Genomic DNA, 18,552 nt, shown 5'->3' on the forward strand with positions numbered 1-18,552 from the left:
CGAGAAAATGAAAGCTGCTTACATTGCCATCATGGCTGCTGCCGGCATCGTGATGACTGGCCAGGCCCAAGCCGATGAAGCCCTGGCCAAGGCCAAGAACTGCATGACCTGCCACGCTGTCGACAAGAAGCTGGTTGGCCCCGCGTACAAGGAAGTTGCCGCCAAGTACAAGGGCGACAAGGCCGCTGTTGCAACGCTGGCCGCCAAGATCAAGGCCGGTGGCAAGGGTGTCTGGGGTGCGATTCCGATGCCCCCGAACAACGTGACCGAAGACGAGGCCAAGAAGCTGGCGACCTGGGTTCTGAGCAAGTAAGCAGGCGGATTTTCTGGCCTGAAATAAAAAAGCCGGAAATTTCCGGCTTTTTTATTGTGAAAATGCGTCGATGCCTGTTGACACGCCCATCGAGGGTCCGGATAATCCCGGCTTCTCCCGGAGGGGTACCCAAGCGGTCAACGGGAACAGACTGTAAATCTGTCGGCTCTGCCTTCGAAGGTTCGAATCCTTCCCCCTCCACCAGATTGATGCTGTAGCGGTTTGTGCTGCGGGCAGGGGTTAAGCGGGTGTAGCTCAATGGTAGAGCTGAAGCCTTCCAAGCTTAAGACGAGGGTTCGATTCCCTTCACCCGCTCCACGACGCGGTACGGCTGGAGTTTTAAGGTAGGCCCATGTGGCTCAGTGGTAGAGCACTCCCTTGGTAAGGGAGAGGTCGGCAGTTCGATCCTGCCCATGGGCACCACCGATTAGCTTTGATTCTGGATTGTTTGCTAATTTAATTATTGAGGAACTGGAATGGCTAAGGAAAAATTCGAGCGTACTAAGCCGCACGTCAACGTTGGTACGATTGGTCACGTTGACCACGGCAAGACGACGCTGACGGCAGCGATCACGACGGTGCTGGCCGCCAAGTTCGGCGGTGCCGCCAAGGCATACGACCAGATCGATGCGGCGCCGGAAGAAAAGGCTCGCGGTATCACGATCAACACCGCGCACGTCGAATACGAAACCGCCAATCGTCACTACGCCCACGTTGATTGCCCGGGCCACGCCGACTACGTCAAGAACATGATTACCGGTGCTGCCCAGATGGACGGCGCGATCCTGGTTTGCTCGGCCGCTGACGGCCCGATGCCGCAGACCCGCGAGCACATCCTGCTGGCCCGTCAGGTCGGCGTGCCGTACGTTCTGGTGTACATGAACAAGTGCGACATGGTTGACGACGCCGAGCTGCTCGAACTGGTCGAAATGGAACTGCGCGAGCTGCTGTCCAAGTACGATTTCCCGGGCGATGACACCCCGATCATCCACGGTTCGGCCCTGAAGGCCCTCGAAGGCGACCAGTCCGAAATCGGCGAGCCGTCGATCTTCCGTCTGGCTGATGCGCTGGACTCCTACATCCCGACGCCGGAACGCGCTGTCGACATGCCGTTCCTGATGCCGGTCGAAGACGTCTTCTCGATCTCGGGTCGCGGTACCGTTGTTACGGGTCGCGTCGAGCGTGGCATCGTCAAGGTCGGCGAAGAAATCGAAATCGTCGGTATCCGTCCGACGGTCAAGACCACCTGTACCGGTGTTGAAATGTTCCGCAAGCTGCTCGACCAAGGTCAGGCTGGCGACAACATTGGCGCCCTGCTGCGTGGTACCAAGCGTGAAGACGTCGAGCGTGGTCAAGTGCTGTGCAAGCCGGGTTCGATCACCCCGCACACCCACTTCACGGGCGAAGTGTACGTTCTGTCGAAGGACGAAGGTGGTCGTCACACCCCGTTCTTCAACAACTACCGTCCGCAGTTCTACTTCCGTACGACCGACGTGACCGGTGCGATCTCGCTGCCGGAAGGCGTTGAGATGGTCATGCCGGGTGACAACATCCAGATGACGGTCAAGCTGATTGCCCCGATCGCCATGGAAGAAGGCCTGCGCTTCGCCATCCGCGAAGGTGGTCGTACCGTTGGCGCCGGTGTCGTCGCCAAGATCATCGAGTAATCGGTAGTTTCTGCACTCAGGGCGCTTCGGGAAACCGAGGCGCTTTGATGTTTCTGCAGCAGGGGTGTAGCTCAATTGGTAGAGCAACGGTTTCCAAAACCGTAGGTCGGGGGTTCGATTCCCTCCGCCCCTGCCACTCTCTTTAAAGATCGCGAACGTCATGGCTGACAAGATCAAGTTCTCGCTGGCGCTGGTCATCCTGGCTGCCGGCGTGGCTGGCTTCTACCTGCTCTCCGAGCAGGCAATGATTTTGCGCGTCCTGACGGTACTCGTCGGGCTGGCGCTGGCGGTAGCCGTGGCCTGGAAAACCGAGCCGGGTCAGCGCTTTTTCGGTTTTGCCAACGAATCGGTGGTCGAGGCCCGCAAGGTCGTCTGGCCGTCGCGCAAGGAGACGGTGCAAACCACGGCGATGGTATTCGCTTTCGTGGTCATCATGGCACTGTTCCTTTACATTACCGACAAGAGCCTCGAATGGGTTCTCTATGACCTCGTGCTGGGCTGGAAGAAATCATGAGTAAACGCTGGTACGTGGTACATGCCTATTCCGGCTTCGAAAAAAGTGTAATGCGCGCCATTCAGGAGCGCATCAATCGTTTGGGGATGCAGGACAAGTTTGGGCAGATCCTGGTTCCGGTCGAAGAAGTCGTCGAGATGAAGGGCGGCCAGAAATCCATTTCGGAGCGCAAGTTCTTTCCCGGCTATGTTCTGGTCGAGATGGAAATGGACGACGATAGCTGGCACCTGGTGAAAAATACCCCGAAGGTGACCGGTTTTGTCGGTGGTACGGCCAATCGTCCGGCACCGATTTCCCAGAAGGAAGTCGACAAGATCATGCAGCAGATGCAGGAAGGCGTCGAGAAGCCGCGTCCGAAGGTGCTGTTCGAGGTTGGCGAAGTGGTGCGGGTCAAGGAAGGTCCGTTTACCGACTTCCATGGCTCGGTCGAGGATGTCAATTACGAAAAGAACCGCCTGCGCGTTTCGGTGACCATCTTTGGTCGCGCTACGCCGGTGGAGCTGGAATTCGGTCAAGTCGAGAAGTCCTGAGCGAAGTTGCAACAGGGTTTGCCGGGTGCCCTGAATTCCGGCAAGAGGAGCGCTAGTCGCCGTTCACGGTCAACGCGCGTTACAACTCATTTTTAGGAGCCATTCATGGCCAAGAAAATTGTAGGCTACATCAAGCTGCAAGTGCCGGCAGGCAAGGCGAATCCGTCGCCCCCGATCGGCCCGGCGCTGGGTCAGCGCGGTCTCAACATCATGGAGTTCTGCAAGGCCTTCAACGCTCAGACGCAAGGCGTCGAGCCGGGTCTGCCGATCCCCGTCGTGATCACTGCCTTTGCGGACAAGTCCTTCACCTTCGTGATGAAGACCCCGCCGGCAACGATCCTGATCAAGAAGGCTGCCGGCATCAAGTCCGGTTCGGCCAAGCCGCACACCGACAAGGTCGGCAAGATCACCCGCGCCCAGTGCGAAGAGATCGCCAAGACCAAGATGCCCGACCTGACCGCTGCCGACATGGAAGCCGCCATTCGCACCATCGCCGGCTCCGCCCGCTCGATGGGCATTACCGTGGAGGGTCTGTAATCATGGCCAAGCTCACGAAGAAGCAAAAGGCGCTTGCCGCCAAGGTCGTTGCCCAGAAGCTCTATCCGCTCCAGGAAGCGCTGACGCTGGCCAAGGAAACCGCTACCGCCAAGTTTGATGAGTCGATCGACGTCGCGATCAACCTCGGTGTCGATGCACGCAAGTCGGACCAGGTTGTTCGTGGTTCCGTCGTTCTCCCCGCCGGTACCGGCAAGACCGTTCGCGTCGCCGTGTTCGCCCAGGGCGAAAAGGCTGAGGCCGCCAAGGCTGCTGGTGCCGACGTCGTCGGTTTCGACGATCTGGCTGCCGACGTCAAGGCCGGTAACCTGAACTTCGACATCGTCATCGCTACGCCGGACGCCATGCGCATCGTCGGCCAGCTCGGTCAGATTCTCGGTCCGCGCGGCCTGATGCCGAACCCGAAGGTGGGTACGGTTACCATGGATGTGGCGACCGCCGTCAAGAATGCCAAGGCAGGTCAGGTTCAGTACCGTACCGACAAGGCAGGTATCGTGCACGCCACCATTGGTCGCGCATCGTTCTCCGTCGAGAACCTCGAGACCAACCTGAAGGCACTGATCGAAGCCCTGCAGAAGGCCAAGCCGGCTGCCTCGAAGGGTCAGTATCTGCGCAAGATCGCCGTGTCCGCGACGATGGGCCCCGGTGTCCGCGTCGATCAGGCTACGCTGGCTGCATAAAGAACTTTGGGTCGAGGCATTTCGGTGCCTCGAATCGTCAAAGACCGCAGGTGCCCCGCAAGGGGCTTAATCGTGAAAGCCTGCGCAGACGGTGTTCCCGAAACGGATTTTCTGTCATTCGCAAGAATGGCGAGCTTCTGGTTCAGGTCGCCGTAAGGGCGGCGGGAATGTTTCCCGTCGTGTTATGACTTGAAAGGAGGAAAGACCTGTGGGTCTCAATCTGAACGACAAAAAAGCCGTCGTGGCTGAGGTGTCGGCACAAGTGGCCAACGCTCAGACTATCGCGATCGCCGAATATCGTGGCATCGAGGTCGGTGACCTCACGGTGCTGCGCAAGAAGGCGCGTGAGTCTGGTGTTTACCTGCGCGTGCTGAAGAACACCCTGGTGCGTCGCGCCGTGGAAGGCACGCAGTTTGCCGGCCTGGCCGAACACATGGTCGGGCCGCTGATTTACAGCGTCTCCGCCGACCCGGTGGCTGCAGCGAAGGTGCTCAACGACTTCGCCAAGACCAATGACAAGTTGGTCCTCAAGGCCGGTTCCTATGCCGGCAAGGTGCTCGACAAGGCTGGTGTGCAGGCGCTTGCGTCCGTCCCGAGCCGCGAAGAGCTGCTCTCCAAGCTGCTGTACGTCATGCAGGCTCCGGTCGCCGGCTTCGTCCGTGCCCTCGACGCCCTGGCCAAGCAGCGCGAAGAAGCCGCCGCTTGATCCTTACCGCATACGAACTGATTTAGGAGTTTATTGAAATGGCAATTAGCAAAGAAGACATCCTGGAAGCCGTTGGCTCCCTGACCGTTATGGAACTGAACGACCTGGTCAAGGCGTTCGAAGAGAAGTTCGGCGTTTCCGCTGCTGCCGTCGCCGTTGCCGGCCCGGCTGGTGGTGGTGCTGCTGCCGCTGCTGAAGAGCAGACCGAGTTCACCGTTGTCCTGGCTGCCGCCGGCGACAAGAAGGTTGAAGTCATCAAGGTCGTCCGTGCCGTTACCGGCCTGGGCCTGAAGGAAGCCAAGGACCTCGTCGATGGCGCTCCGAAGCCGGTCAAGGAAGGTGTTGCCAAGGCCGACGCCGAAGCACTCAAGAAGCAACTGGAAGACGCTGGCGCCAAGGTCGAAATCAAGTAATCGACGTTTGCCCGCTGGGCTGGCAGCAAACGCTGCCAGCCCTTTTGTGCTTATCGAAACGCTTGCATCGCCAGAACGCCAAACACTTGAATACTCGCCAGCCGGCAAACGCAAATCACGATTTTCCTGTCAGCAATGACCAGGGAAGCGGATTTGCGTTTGCCTGTTTCGCCAGGTCCGACATCTGATTCCACCCTCACGGAGTTACCATGACTTACTCCTTCACCGAGAAGAAACGCATCCGCAAGAGCTTCGCCAAGCGCGTCAGCGTCCTCGAGGTTCCCTTCCTCCTTGCGACCCAGCTCCAGTCGTTCACCGATTTCCTGCAAGCGGAAATTCCTGTGCAAGAGCGCAAGAACGAAGGTCTTCAGGCGGCGTTCACTTCAATCTTCCCGATCGTTTCCCATTCCGGAAACGCCCGGCTGGAGTTCGTCAGCTATGCGCTCGGTGAGCCGGCATTCGATGTCGTCGAATGCCAGCAGCGCGGTCTGACCTTCGCTGCCTCGCTGCGCGCCCGCGTCCGCCTGGTCCTGATGGACCGTGAAGCACCCGATACGGTCAAGGAAGTCAAGGAACAGGAAGTCTACATGGGTGAAATTCCCCTGATGACGACCAACGGTTCCTTCGTCATCAACGGTACCGAGCGGGTCATCGTTTCCCAGCTGCATCGTTCGCCTGGCGTGTTCTTCGAGCACGACCGCGGCAAGACTCACAGCTCCGGCAAGCTGCTGTTCTCGGCACGCGTCATTCCCTACCGTGGCTCCTGGCTTGATTTCGAGTTTGACCCGAAGGATTCGCTCTTCTTCCGCGTCGACCGTCGCCGCAAGATGCCGGTGACGACCCTGCTCAAGGCGCTGGGTATGTCCTCGGAAGAAATCCTGGCCGAATTCTTCGAATTCGACATGTTCAAGCTGGTCGGCGAGAAGATCGAGTTCGCCCTGGTTCCCGAGCGTCTGCGCGGTGAAGTCGCCCGCTTCGATTTCGTCGCCCCGGACGGCAAGGTCATCGTCGCCAAGGACAAGCGCATCACGGCCAAGCACATCCGTGACATCGGCGCCGCCGGCATCAAGCAGATTGCCGTACCGGAGGAGTTCCTGCTCGGCCGTGTCGTGGCCCACGACATCGTCGATACCTCGACTGGCGAAGTGGTCGCCAACGCCAACGACGAAATCACCGAAACCCTGCTCGCCAAATTGCGCGATGCAGGCGTGTCGACCGTCGAAACCCTCTACACCAACGATCTTGATCGCGGTGCCTTCATCTCCAATACGCTGCGCGGTGATGAAACCGCCTCGCGCCAGGCTGCGCGCATCGCCATCTACCGCATGATGCGCCCGGGCGAGCCGCCGACGGAAGAAGCGGTCGAGATCCTGTTCAACGGACTGTTCTATTCCGACGAGCGCTACGATCTGTCGGCAGTCGGTCGGATGAAGTTCAACCGCCGCCTGTCCCGTCAGGATGTCATCGAGTACAAGGTCATGGTGCGCAGCCTGGCTTCGCGTGCCGAAGCCGCCCTGAAGAACCTGGCCGAAGCCTCGGGCTTCGCCCTCGGTGCCATCCAGGACCTCGTTGCCGGCTTGCCGTTCGGGCCGCGGGCAATGTGCGAGAACATGACCAAGGCCGATGCCGAGGCGCTTGCCGGCAAGATCAAGCCGCTCGGTGCCAACGTCGAAGTGCGCGAGCAGCTGACGCTGTCGCCGCGCGACATCGTCGAAGTGATCAAGATCCTGGTTGACCTGCGCAATGGTCGTGGTGACATCGATGATATCGATCACCTGGGCAACCGCCGTGTCCGTTCGGTCGGCGAACTCGCCGAGAACCAGTTCCGCGCCGGCCTTGTCCGCGTCGAACGTGCGGTCAAGGAGCGCCTGAGCCAGGCTGAGTCCGATAACCTGATGCCGCACGATTTGATCAATGCCAAGCCGATCAGTGCCGCGATCAAGGAGTTCTTCGGGTCCAGCCAGCTGTCGCAGTTCATGGATCAAACCAACCCGTTGTCGGAAATCACCCACAAGCGGCGCGTTTCGGCCCTTGGCCCGGGCGGCCTGACGCGCGAGCGCGCCGGCTTCGAAGTCCGCGACGTGCATCCGACGCACTACGGCCGCGTCTGCCCGATCGAAACGCCGGAAGGTCCGAACATTGGTCTGATCAACTCGCTGGCACTGTTTGCCCGAGTCAATAGCTACGGTTTCATCGAGACCGCCTATCGCCGTGTCGTCGACAGCAAGGTCACCAACGAGATCGACTACCTGTCGGCGATCGAGGAAGGCAACTACGTGGTTGCTCAGGCCAACGCCGCGCTCGATGCCGAGGGCCGCCTTGCCGACGACCTGGTCACCTGCCGCGAAAAGGGCGAAACGATTCTCGCCGAGCCGGCTCGCGTCCAGTACATGGACGTTGCCCCGGGCCAGATCGTTTCCGTCGCTGCTTCGCTGATTCCCTTCCTTGAGCACGACGATGCGAACCGCGCGCTGATGGGTGCCAACATGCAGCGTCAGGCTGTCCCCTGCCTGCGTCCGGAAAAGCCGCTGGTCGGTACCGGCATCGAGCGCACCGTCGCCGTTGACTCCGGTACGGCCGTTGTCGCCCTGCGCGGTGGCGTCGTCGATTATGTCGATGCCGGCCGCGTGGTGGTCCGCGTCAACGACAACGAAACCGTTGCCGGTGAAGTCGGTGTCGACATCTACAACCTGGTCAAGTACACGCGTTCCAACCAGAACACCAACATCAACCAGCGTCCGATGGTCAAGATCGGTGACGTCATCGCCAAGGGCGATGTGGTCGCCGACGGTGCCTCCACCGACAAGGGCGAACTCGCCCTCGGCCAGAACATGCTGATCGCGTTCATGCCGTGGAACGGCTACAACTTCGAAGACTCGATCCTGATCTCCGAACGCGTCGTCGCCGAAGATCGCTACACCTCGATCCACATCGAGGAACTGACGGTCGTTGCCCGCGACACCAAGCTCGGCCCCGAGGAAATCACTCGTGATATCGCTTCGCTCGGTGAAGTGCAGCTGTCCCGCCTGGATGACGCCGGTATCGTTTACATCGGTGCCGAAGTCCACGCTGGCGACGTGCTGGTCGGCAAGGTCACGCCGAAGGGCGAAACCCAGCTGACTCCGGAAGAAAAGCTGCTGCGCGCGATCTTCGGCGAGAAGGCCTCCGATGTTAAGGACACCTCGCTGCGCGTGCCGGCCGGGATCGCCGGTACCGTCATCGACGTCCAGGTGTTCACCCGCGAAGGCATCGAGCGCGACAAGCGCGCTCAGTCGATCATCGACGAACACCTGCGTCACTACAAGCTCGATCTGGCTGACCAGATGCGCATCGTCGAACGTGATGCCTTTGAGCGTGTCGGTCGCCTGATTGTCGGCAAGAAGGCCAACGGCGGCCCGAAGAAGCTGACCAAGGGCACGGTCATCGACCAGGCCTACCTGGACAGCATGGATCCGCACCACTGGTTCGACATCCGTCTGGCTGACGACGAGATCGCGCTGCAGCTCGAGCAGGTCAAGGAAGGCCTGGAGCAGGCACGCAAGGACTTCGACGTTGCTTTCGAAGCGAAGCGCAAGAAGCTGACGCAAGGCGACGAACTGCCGCCGGGCGTGCAGAAGATGGTCAAGGTCTATGTCGCGGTCAAGCGTCGCCTGCAGCCCGGTGACAAGATGGCCGGTCGTCACGGTAACAAGGGCGTCGTTTCCCGCATCCTGCCGGTCGAGGACATGCCCTACATGGCCGATGGCCGCCCGGTCGACATCGTTCTGAATCCGCTCGGTGTGCCGTCGCGGATGAACGTTGGTCAGATTCTCGAAGTCCACCTCGGCCTGGCCGCCAAGGGGCTTGGCCACAAGATCGGGGACATGCTGCGGCGCGAAGCCACGGTCAAGGAAGTGCGTGGTTTCCTCGATCAGATCTACAACTCGAGTGGCAAGTCGGAAAACCTCGACGAGCTGAACGATGCGGAAATCATCGAAATGGCCGGTAATCTGACCAGCGGCGTACCGTTCGCGACGCCGGTGTTCGACGGCGCCAAGGAAGCCGAAATCAAGGCCATGCTGGCGCTTGCCGGCATGCCTTCTTCGGGTCAGATGACGCTGTTCGACGGCCGCACCGGTGATGCCTTCGAGCGCCAGGTGACGGTCGGCTACATGCATTACCTGAAGCTGCACCATCTCGTTGATGACAAGATGCATGCCCGTTCGACCGGCCCGTACTCGCTGGTTACCCAGCAGCCGCTGGGCGGCAAGGCACAGTTCGGCGGCCAGCGCTTCGGTGAAATGGAAGTCTGGGCACTGGAAGCCTACGGCGCGTCTTATGTGCTGCAGGAAATGCTGACCGTCAAGTCCGACGATGTGAACGGCCGGACCAAGGTCTACGAAAACATCGTCAAGGGCGAGCACAGGATCGATGCCGGCATGCCGGAATCCTTCAACGTGCTGGTCAAGGAAATCCGTTCGCTGGCGATCGATATCGATCTGGAACGTTACTGATTAGGGCTCAGGAGTTAAACGATGAAAGCATTGCTCGACCTGTTCAAGCAGGTAACCGCCGAAGAAGAATTCGACGCGATTACCATTGGCCTCGCTTCGCCTGAGAAGATCCGTTCCTGGTCCTACGGCGAAGTCAAGAAGCCGGAAACGATCAACTACCGGACGTTCAAGCCGGAACGCGACGGCCTGTTCTGCGCCAAGATCTTTGGCCCGATCAAGGATTACGAGTGCCTCTGCGGCAAGTACAAGCGCCTGAAGCACCGCGGCGTCATTTGCGAAAAGTGCGGCGTCGAAGTGACGCTGGCCAAGGTTCGTCGCGACCGCATGGGTCACATCGAGCTGGCCTCGCCGGTCGCCCACATCTGGTTCCTCAAGTCGCTGCCGTCGCGTCTGGGCATGGTCCTCGACATGACGCTGCGCGACATCGAACGCGTGCTGTACTTCGAAGCCTTCGTTGTCACCGACCCGGGCATGGTCTCCAACCTGCAACGTGGTCAGTTGCTGACCGAAGACCAGTACCTGGAGATGATGGAAGAGCACGGCGACGAATTCCAGGCATTGATGGGCGCCGAAGGCATTCGTGAGCTGCTGCGCAATCTCGAGCTCAACAGCGAAGTCGAGAATTTGCGCAACGAACTCGAAGTCACCGGTTCGGAAGCCAAGAACAAGAAGCTCGCGAAGCGCCTGAAGATCCTCGAAGGTTTCCAGAAGTCCGGCATCAAGCCCGACTGGATGATCCTCGAAGTGCTGCCGGTGCTGCCGCCGGATCTGCGTCCGCTGGTGCCGCTGGACGGCGGTCGTTTCGCGACCTCCGACCTGAACGACCTCTATCGTCGCGTCATCAACCGCAACAACCGTCTCAAGCGCCTGCTCGAACTGAAGGCCCCGGACATCATCGTGCGCAACGAAAAGCGCATGCTGCAGGAATCGGTGGACTCGCTGCTCGACAACGGTCGTCGCGGCAAGGCCATGACTGGCGCCAACAAGCGTCCGCTGAAGTCGCTGGCCGACATGATCAAGGGCAAGGGCGGTCGTTTCCGTCAGAACCTGCTCGGCAAGCGCGTCGACTACTCCGGCCGTTCGGTCATTGTGGTCGGTCCGCAGCTCAAGCTGCACCAGTGCGGCCTGCCCAAGCTGATGGCCCTGGAGCTGTTCAAGCCCTTCATCTTCCACAAGCTCGAAGTCGGCGGCTATGCCACGACCATCAAGCAGGCCAAGAAGATGGTCGAGAGCCAGGAACCGATCGTCTGGGACATGCTTGAAGATGTCATCCGTGAACATCCGGTCATGCTCAACCGTGCGCCGACGCTGCACCGTCTCGGCATCCAGGCGTTCGAACCGACCCTGATCGAAGGCAAGGCGATCCAGCTTCATCCGCTGGTCTGTGCCGCGTTCAACGCCGACTTCGACGGTGACCAGATGGCCGTTCACGTACCGCTGTCGCTGGAAGCCCAGATGGAAGCCCGCACCCTGATGCTGGCCTCGAACAACGTTCTGTCGCCGGCCAACGGCCAGCCGATCATCGTGCCCTCGCAGGATATCGTTCTTGGTCTGTACTATGCGACTCGCGAGCGGATCAACGCCAAGGGCGAAGGCATGTACTTTGCCGACGTCGCCGAAATCGACCGTGCGATGGCCGCTGGTCAACTCGACATTCATGCCCGCATTTCGGTGCGTCTGAAGCAATACGAGCCTGCTGCGGTCGACGGCGAATGGAACGAGAAAATGGTCCGCGTCGAGACCACCGCCGGGCGTGCGCTGCTTTCGCGCATCCTGCCGAAGGGACTGCCCTTCAAGGCGATCGACAAGGCACTGAAGAAGAAGGAAATCTCCAAGCTGATCGATGAATCCTTCCGGCGCTGCGGCCTCAAGGAAACCGTCGTCTTCGCCGATCAGCTGATGCAGAACGGTTATGCGCTGGCAACCCGCGGCGGCATCTCCTTCTGCTCCGACGACATGCGCGTCCCGGCCAAGAAGTACGAGATCATCGCCGCTTCGGAAGCCGAAGTTAAGGAAATCGAGACCCAGTACACCAACGGTCTGGTTACCCAGGGCGAGCGCTACAACAAGGTTGTCGACATCTGGGGCCGTACCGGCGATCAGGTAGCCAAGGTGATGATGGACGAACTCGGTCACGAGGAAGTCATCGACCGCCACGGCAAGAAGGTCAAGCAGGATTCGTTCAACTCGATCTACATGATGGCTGACTCCGGCGCCCGCGGCTCGGCCGCCCAGATTCGTCAGCTGGCCGGTATGCGCGGCCTGATGGCGAAGCCGGACGGCTCGATTATCGAAACGCCGATCACGACCAACTTCCGCGAAGGTTTGAACGTTCTCCAGTACTTCATCTCGACCCACGGTGCCCGTAAGGGTCTGGCCGATACCGCGTTGAAGACCGCTAACTCCGGTTACCTGACGCGTCGTCTGGTCGACGTGACCCAGGATCTGGTGATCACCGAAGACGATTGCGGCACCAAGAACGGTTTTGCCGTCAAGGCCCTGGTCGAAGGCGGTGAAGTCATCGAGCCGCTGCGCGAACGTATTCTCGGTCGTGTCACGGTCGACGACCTGGTTGACCCGGAAACGCAGGAAACCGTGATCTTCTCCGGCACCATGCTCGACGAGGATCTGGTTGACCTGATCGACAAGCTCGGCATCGACGAAGTCAAGGTCCGTACCCCGCTGACCTGCGACACCCGCTACGGTCTCTGCGCCAAGTGCTACGGTCGTGACCTCGGTCGCGGCATGATGGTCAATGCCGGCGAATCGGTTGGCGTCATCGCCGCCCAGTCGATCGGCGAACCGGGTACCCAGTTGACCATGCGTACCTTCCACGTCGGTGGTGCTGCCTCCCGTGCTGCCGTTGCCGACAAGGTCGAAGGCAAATCGGCCGGCACCGTGCGCTATACCGCAAACATGCGCTATGTCACCAGCGCCAAGGGCGAGAAGGTGGTCATTTCCCGTTCGGGCGAAGTGCTGATCACCGATGATCATGGTCGCGAGCGCGAACGTCACAAGGTGCCCTACGGCGCGATGCTGGCGGTCGACGAAGGCAAGGCGGTCAAGGCCGGTGCCAAGCTGGCCAGCTGGGATCCGCACACCCGTCCGATCATCACCGAATACGCCGGTACCGTTCGCTTCGAGAACGTCGAGGAAGGTGTTACCGTCGCCAAGCAGATCGACGACGTCACCGGCCTGTCCACGCTTGTCGTCATCGACAACAAGCGTGGCGGCAAGGCAGCGACGAAGGGCATCCGCCCGGTCGTCAAGCTGCTCGACGACGCTGGCCAGGAAGTCAAGATCCACGGCAGCGAACACTCGGTGTCGATCGCCTTCCAGGTTGGTTCGATCATCTCGGTGGTCGACGGTCAGCAGGTCGGTGTTGGCGATGTGCTCGCCCGCATGCCGCAGGAGTCTGCCAAGACCCGCGATATTACCGGCGGTCTGCCGCGGGTTGCCGAGCTGTTCGAAGCCCGCACCCCGAAGGATGCTTCCGTGCTGGCCGAGGTTACCGGTACGATCAGCTTCGGCAAGGACACCAAGGGCAAGCAGCGTCTGGTGATCACCGATCTCGATGGCGAACAGCACGAGTTCCTGATCTCCAAGGACAAGCATGTCCTGGTGCACGACGGTCAGGTGGTCAACAAGGGCGAGAAGATCGTCGAAGGCGAACCTGATCCGCACGATATCCTGCGCCTGCAGGGGATCGAGGCGCTGGCCCGCTACATCACCGATGAAGTCCAGGATGTCTACCGTCTGCAGGGCGTGAAGATCAACGACAAGCACATCGAAGTGATCGTTCGCCAGATGCTGCGTCGCGTCACCATCGTCGAGCCGGGCGATACCAAGTTCATCAAGTCGGAGCAGGTTGAGCGCGCCGAATTGTTGGCGGAAAACGATCGCGTCATGGCTGAGGGCAAGATTCCTGCAACCTTCGAGCACATGCTGCTGGGTATCACCAAGGCTTCGCTGTCCACCGATTCGTTCATCTCGGCGGCGTCCTTCCAGGAAACCACCCGTGTTCTCACCGAAGCTGCGATCATGGGCAAGCGCGACGAACTCCGTGGTCTCAAGGAGAACGTCATCGTCGGTCGTCTCATCCCGGCCGGTACGGGTCTTGCCTATCACCGCAGCCGCAAGGCGCAGGGTGCCGGTGAAGATATCGCGGCGGATCGTCCGATCGAAGATGCAGTTGTTGAAAATGCAACACAAGAGGCAGATCAAGGCCTCTGATGTCGTAAGGCAACCCCCGTGTTTCGTTGACATGGGGGTTGATCAACCATAGAATCTATGGTCTTTGTCGGCAGAGACTAATCATTGTCTCTGCTATGGATAACAAAATTGCCGTCGTGCCCCTTTTGGGGCCTGGCTGTTGAAGGAAGTTTGATATGCCGACCATCAACCAGCTCGTGCGCAAGCCGCGCGTCGCCGAAAAGGCCAAGAGCAAGGTTCCTGCACTGGAAAAGTGCCCGCAAAAGCGCGGTGTTTGCACCCGCGTCTATACCACCACCCCGAAGAAGCCGAACTCTGCACTGCGTAAGGTGTGCAAGGTTCGTCTGACGAATGGCTTCGAAGTCATTTCGTACATCGGCGGTGAAGGCCACAACCTGCAGGAGCACTCTGTGGTCCTGATCCGTGGTGGTCGTGTCAAGGATTTGCCCGGTGTGCGTTATCACACCGTGCGTGGCTCCCTGGATACCCAGGGCGTCAAGGATCGCAAGCAGTCCCGTTCGAAGTACGGGGCGAAGCGTCCGAAGGCCGCCTGATAACCCTGGTGGTTTGAGTAAGTGGTCGCTCTGCTGGGCGGCCGAGAGGGCCGGGGGGGTGAAAACCCCTTCCCGGCTTTTCAACTGAATAGTGATCAAGTGAGGTTTGTATGCCCCGTCGTCGTGAAGTACCCAAGCGTGATATTCTCCCGGACCCGAAGTTCGGTAGCGTCGAAGTTTCCAAGTTCATCAACGCCGTGATGCAGAGCGGCAAAAAGTCGGTTGCCGAGCGCATCGTCTACGGTGCCTTCGATATCATCACCACCAAGTCCGGCAAGGATCCGCTGGAAGTTTTCGGTTCCGCCATGGCCAACGTCAAGCCGATGGTCGAAGTGAAGTCCCGTCGCGTCGGTGGTGCCAACTACCAGGTTCCGGTCGAGGTGCGTCCGGCTCGCCGTGCTGCCCTGGCCATGCGCTGGTTGCGTGAATTTGCCCGCAAGCGCTCGGAAAAGTCCATGGGGCAGCGTCTTGCCGCCGAAATGATGGAAGCAGCTGAAAACCGCGGTGGTGCTGTGAAGAAGCGCGACGAAGTGCATCGCATGGCTGAAGCCAACAAGGCTTTTGCTCACTTCCGCTTCTAATTTTCGACATTCACGAAGGTATTCACCGTGGCACGTAAAACTCCCATCGAGCGCTACCGCAATATCGGTATCAGCGCGCACATCGACGCCGGCAAGACCACCACGACCGAGCGCATCCTTTTCTACACCGGTGTCAATCACAAGATTGGCGAAGTTCATGATGGTGCTGCCACCATGGACTGGATGGAGCAGGAGCAAGAGCGCGGCATCACCATCACCTCCGCGGCGACTACCTGCTTCTGGAAGGGGATGGACAGTTCTTTCCCGGAGCACCGCTTCAACATCATTGACACCCCGGGGCACGTTGACTTCACGATTGAAGTCGAGCGCTCAATGCGTGTTCTTGATGGTGCTTGCATGGTCTATTGTGCTGTTGGTGGCGTTCAGCCCCAGTCGGAGACCGTGTGGCGTCAGGCGACCAAGTACAAGGTGCCGCGTCTCGCCTTCGTGAACAAGATGGATCGCTCCGGCGCCAATTTCTTCAAGGTCGTTGACCAGATGAAGACCCGCCTGAAGGCTAGCCCGGTCCCTATCGTCATCCCGATTGGTGCAGAAGACTCGTTCGAGGGTGTCGTCGATCTGCTCAAGATGAAGGCCATCTATTGGGATGAGGCTTCTCAGGGTATGAAGTTCGATTATCGCGACATTCCGGCCGAGTTGGTCGAAACCGCGCAAACCTGGCGTGAGCAGATGATCGAGGCGGCTGCTGAAGCTTCCGAAGATCTGATGAACGAGTACCTGGAAAACGGCGAATTGTCGGAAGAGAAAATCAAGCTGGGTCTGCGCATGCGCACCCTGGCCTGTGAAATCCAGCCGATGCTGTGCGGCACCGCGTTCAAGAACAAGGGTGTTCAGCGCATGCTTGACGCCGTTGTCGAGTTGCTGCCTTCGCCGGTTGATATCCCGCCGGTGCAGGGGGTTGATGAGCACGAGCGCGAAGTCTCGCGCAAGGCCGACGACAGCGAGAAGTTCTCGGCGCTTGCGTTCAAGCTGATGACCGACCCGTTCGTCGGTCAGCTAACCTTCATTCGCGTTTACTCGGGTGTTCTGACCTCCGGTGCGACCGTGTACAACTCGGTCAAGGGCAAGAAAGAGCGCATCGGTCGTATCCTGCAGATGCACGCCAACAACCGCGAGGAAATCAAGGAAGTTCTGGCTGGCGACATCGCTGCTTGCGTCGGTCTGAAGGAAGTCACCACTGGTGAAACGCTGTGCGATCCGGATGCCCCGATCATTCTCGAGCGCATGGTCTTCCCGGAGCCGGTGATTCACGTCGCCGTCGAGCCGAAGACCAAGGCCGATCAGGAAAAGATGGGTATCGCGCTTGGGCGCCTGGCTGCCGAAGATCCGTCCTTCCGCGTCCGCACCGACGAAGAGTCTGGTCAGACCATCATCTCCGGTATGGGTGAGCTGCACCTCGATATCATCGTTGATCGCATGAAGCGCGAATTCAACGTCGAGGCGGCTGTCGGCGCGCCGCAGGTTGCTTACCGCGAATGCATCAAGAAGGCTGTTGAGCAAGAAGGCAAGTTCGTCAAGCAGTCTGGTGGTCGTGGTCAATTCGGCCATGTTTGGCTCAAGATCGAGCCGAATGAGGCCGGCAAGGGCTACGAATTTGTCGATGCCATCAAGGGCGGTGTGGTTCCGCGCGAATATATTCCGGCAGTCGACAAGGGGTTGCAGGATGCAATCACCAGCGGCGTTCTGGCTGGATTCCCGGTTGTCGATATCAAGTTCACGCTGTTTGACGGCTCTTACCACGACGTCGATTCGAATGAAAACGCCTTCCGCATGGCTGCCTCGATGGCCTTCAAGGAAGGTATGAAGAAGGCTAGCCCGACTCTGCTCGAGCCGATGATGGCAGTCGTTGTCGAGACCCCGGAAGACTACATGGGTAACGTCATGGGTGATCTGTCGTCGCGTCGCGGCATCGTTCAGGGTATGGAAGACCTTCCTGGTGGCACCAAGGAAGTTCGCGCCGAAGTGCCGCTGTCCGAAATGTTCGGCTACGCCACCTCGCTGCGTTCGCTCTCTCAAGGGCGTGCCACGTACACGATGGAATTCAAGCACTACGTTGAGGCGCCGAAGAACGTCGCTGAAGCGGTCATCAACAAGAAGTAACCCTTTATTGGAGAACCGATAATGGCTAAGGAAAAATTCGAGCGTACTAAGCCGCACGTCAACGTTGGTACGATTGGTCACGTTGACCACGGCAAGACGACGCTGACGGCAGCGATCACGACGGTGCTGGCCGCCAAGTTCGGCGGTGCCGCCAAGGCATACGACCAGATCGATGCGGCGCCGGAAGAAAAGGCTCGCGGCATCACGATCAACACCGCACACGTCGAATACGAAACCGCCAACCGTCACTACGCCCACGTTGATTGCCCGGGCCACGCCGACTACGTCAAGAACATGATTACCGGTGCCGCCCAGATGGACGGCGCGATCCTGGTTTGCTCGGCCGCTGACGGCCCGATGCCGCAGACCCGCGAGCACATCCTGCTGGCCCGTCAGGTCGGCGTGCCGTATGTTCTGGTGTACATGAACAAGTGCGACATGGTTGACGACGCCGAGCTGCTCGAACTGGTCGAAATGGAACTGCGCGAGCTGCTGTCCAAGTACGATTTCCCGGGCGATGACACCCCGATCATCCACGGTTCGGCCCTGAAGGCCCTCGAAGGCGACCAGTCCGAAATCGGCGAGCCGTCGATCTTCCGTCTGGCTGATGCGCTGGACTCCTACATCCCGACGCCGGAACGCGCTGTCGACATGCCGTTCCTGATGCCGGTCGAAGACGTCTTCTCGATCTCGGGTCGCGGTACCGTTGTTACGGGTCGCGTCGAGCGTGGCATCGTCAAGGTCGGCGAAGAAATCGAAATCGTCGGTATCCGTCCGACGGTCAAGACCACCTGTACCGGTGTTGAAATGTTCCGCAAGCTGCTCGACCAAGGTCAGGCTGGCGACAACATTGGCGCCCTGCTGCGCGGTACCAAGCGTGAAGACGTCGAGCGTGGTCAAGTGCTGTGCAAGCCGGGTTCGATCACCCCGCACACCCACTTCACGGGCGAAGTGTACGTTCTGTCGAAGGACGAAGGTGGTCGTCACACCCCGTTCTTCAACAACTACCGTCCGCAGTTCTACTTCCGCACGACCGACGTGACCGGTGCGATCTCGCTGCCGGAAGGCGTTGAGATGGTCATGCCGGGTGACAACATCCAGATGACGGTCAAGCTGATTGCCCCGATCGCCATGGAAGAAGGCCTGCGCTTCGCCATCCGCGAAGGTGGTCGTACCGTTGGCGCCGGTGTCGTCGCCAAGATCATCGAGTAAC

At 59.7% G+C, this 18,552-nt stretch carries 14 protein-coding genes and 4 tRNA genes; all 18 read left to right on the forward strand.

What is annotated here, in order from left to right; all coding sequences use genetic code 11:
* Nucleotides 1-7: 7 nt before the first annotated feature.
* Nucleotides 8-313, forward strand: coding sequence for a c-type cytochrome (locus tag DFR40_RS08600; RefSeq protein WP_121458077.1), 306 nt, complete (start codon nt 8-10; stop codon nt 311-313).
* 119 nt (nt 314-432) lie between these two features.
* Nucleotides 433-517, forward strand: a tRNA-Tyr gene (locus tag DFR40_RS08605).
* A gap of 40 nt (nt 518-557) precedes the next feature.
* Nucleotides 558-631, forward strand: a tRNA-Gly gene (locus tag DFR40_RS08610).
* A 30-nt stretch (nt 632-661) separates the two neighbouring features.
* A tRNA-Thr gene (locus DFR40_RS08615) sits at nt 662-736 on the forward strand.
* A 53-nt stretch (nt 737-789) separates the two neighbouring features.
* Nucleotides 790-1,980 carry an elongation factor Tu gene (gene tuf, locus DFR40_RS08620; RefSeq protein WP_121458078.1) on the forward strand — a complete coding sequence of 397 codons (1,191 nt, stop codon included), beginning with the start codon at nt 790-792 and terminating at the stop codon, nt 1,978-1,980.
* A gap of 60 nt (nt 1,981-2,040) precedes the next feature.
* Nucleotides 2,041-2,116 (forward strand) — tRNA-Trp (locus tag DFR40_RS08625).
* A gap of 24 nt (nt 2,117-2,140) precedes the next feature.
* A complete protein-coding gene (gene secE / locus DFR40_RS08630) occupies nt 2,141-2,494 on the forward strand; it encodes a preprotein translocase subunit SecE (RefSeq protein ID WP_121458079.1) in 354 nt (117 codons plus the stop codon).
* The gene (nusG, locus tag DFR40_RS08635) at nt 2,491-3,024 is read left to right on the forward strand and encodes a transcription termination/antitermination protein NusG (RefSeq protein WP_121458080.1); all 534 of its coding nucleotides are present in this window, start codon (nt 2,491-2,493) and stop codon (nt 3,022-3,024) included. The genes secE and nusG overlap by 4 nt, the downstream gene beginning before the upstream one ends.
* A gap of 105 nt (nt 3,025-3,129) precedes the next feature.
* Nucleotides 3,130-3,561 carry a 50S ribosomal protein L11 gene (gene rplK / locus DFR40_RS08640; RefSeq protein ID WP_121458081.1) on the forward strand — a complete coding sequence of 144 codons (432 nt, stop codon included), beginning with the start codon at nt 3,130-3,132 and terminating at the stop codon, nt 3,559-3,561.
* Between the two features lie 2 nt (nt 3,562-3,563).
* The gene (gene rplA / locus DFR40_RS08645) at nt 3,564-4,259 is read left to right on the forward strand and encodes a 50S ribosomal protein L1 (protein ID WP_121458082.1); all 696 of its coding nucleotides are present in this window, start codon (nt 3,564-3,566) and stop codon (nt 4,257-4,259) included.
* Between the two features lie 208 nt (nt 4,260-4,467).
* Nucleotides 4,468-4,965 (forward strand): 50S ribosomal protein L10, encoded by a 498-nt coding sequence (gene rplJ, locus DFR40_RS08650; protein ID WP_121458083.1) that lies wholly within the window; start codon nt 4,468-4,470, stop codon nt 4,963-4,965.
* Nucleotides 4,966-5,003: 38 nt separating this feature from the next.
* A complete protein-coding gene (gene rplL, locus DFR40_RS08655; RefSeq protein WP_119489318.1) occupies nt 5,004-5,378 on the forward strand; it encodes a 50S ribosomal protein L7/L12 in 375 nt (124 codons plus the stop codon).
* A gap of 209 nt (nt 5,379-5,587) precedes the next feature.
* Nucleotides 5,588-9,871: a DNA-directed RNA polymerase subunit beta gene (gene rpoB, locus DFR40_RS08660; protein ID WP_121458084.1), complete on the forward strand. Its 4,284-nt coding sequence runs from the start codon at nt 5,588-5,590 to the stop codon at nt 9,869-9,871.
* 21 nt (nt 9,872-9,892) lie between these two features.
* Entirely contained in the window at nt 9,893-14,104 is a 4,212-nt protein-coding gene (rpoC, locus tag DFR40_RS08665; RefSeq protein ID WP_121458085.1) for a DNA-directed RNA polymerase subunit beta', read from the forward strand.
* 155 nt (nt 14,105-14,259) lie between these two features.
* A complete protein-coding gene (rpsL, locus tag DFR40_RS08670) occupies nt 14,260-14,637 on the forward strand; it encodes a 30S ribosomal protein S12 (protein ID WP_011286083.1) in 378 nt (125 codons plus the stop codon).
* A 110-nt stretch (nt 14,638-14,747) separates the two neighbouring features.
* Nucleotides 14,748-15,218, forward strand: coding sequence for a 30S ribosomal protein S7 (rpsG, locus tag DFR40_RS08675; RefSeq protein ID WP_121458086.1), 471 nt, complete (start codon nt 14,748-14,750; stop codon nt 15,216-15,218).
* Nucleotides 15,219-15,245: 27 nt separating this feature from the next.
* On the forward strand, nt 15,246-17,339 hold the full coding sequence (gene fusA, locus DFR40_RS08680) for an elongation factor G (protein WP_121458087.1): 2,094 nt from the start codon (nt 15,246-15,248) through the stop codon (nt 17,337-17,339).
* Nucleotides 17,340-17,360: 21 nt separating this feature from the next.
* Nucleotides 17,361-18,551 (forward strand): elongation factor Tu, encoded by a 1,191-nt coding sequence (gene tuf / locus DFR40_RS08685; RefSeq protein ID WP_121458078.1) that lies wholly within the window; start codon nt 17,361-17,363, stop codon nt 18,549-18,551.
* Nucleotide 18,552: the final 1 nt, after the last annotated feature.

The sequence above is a fragment of the Azonexus fungiphilus genome, from assembly GCF_003634965.1.
Lineage (GTDB): Bacteria > Pseudomonadota > Gammaproteobacteria > Burkholderiales > Rhodocyclaceae > Azonexus > Azonexus fungiphilus.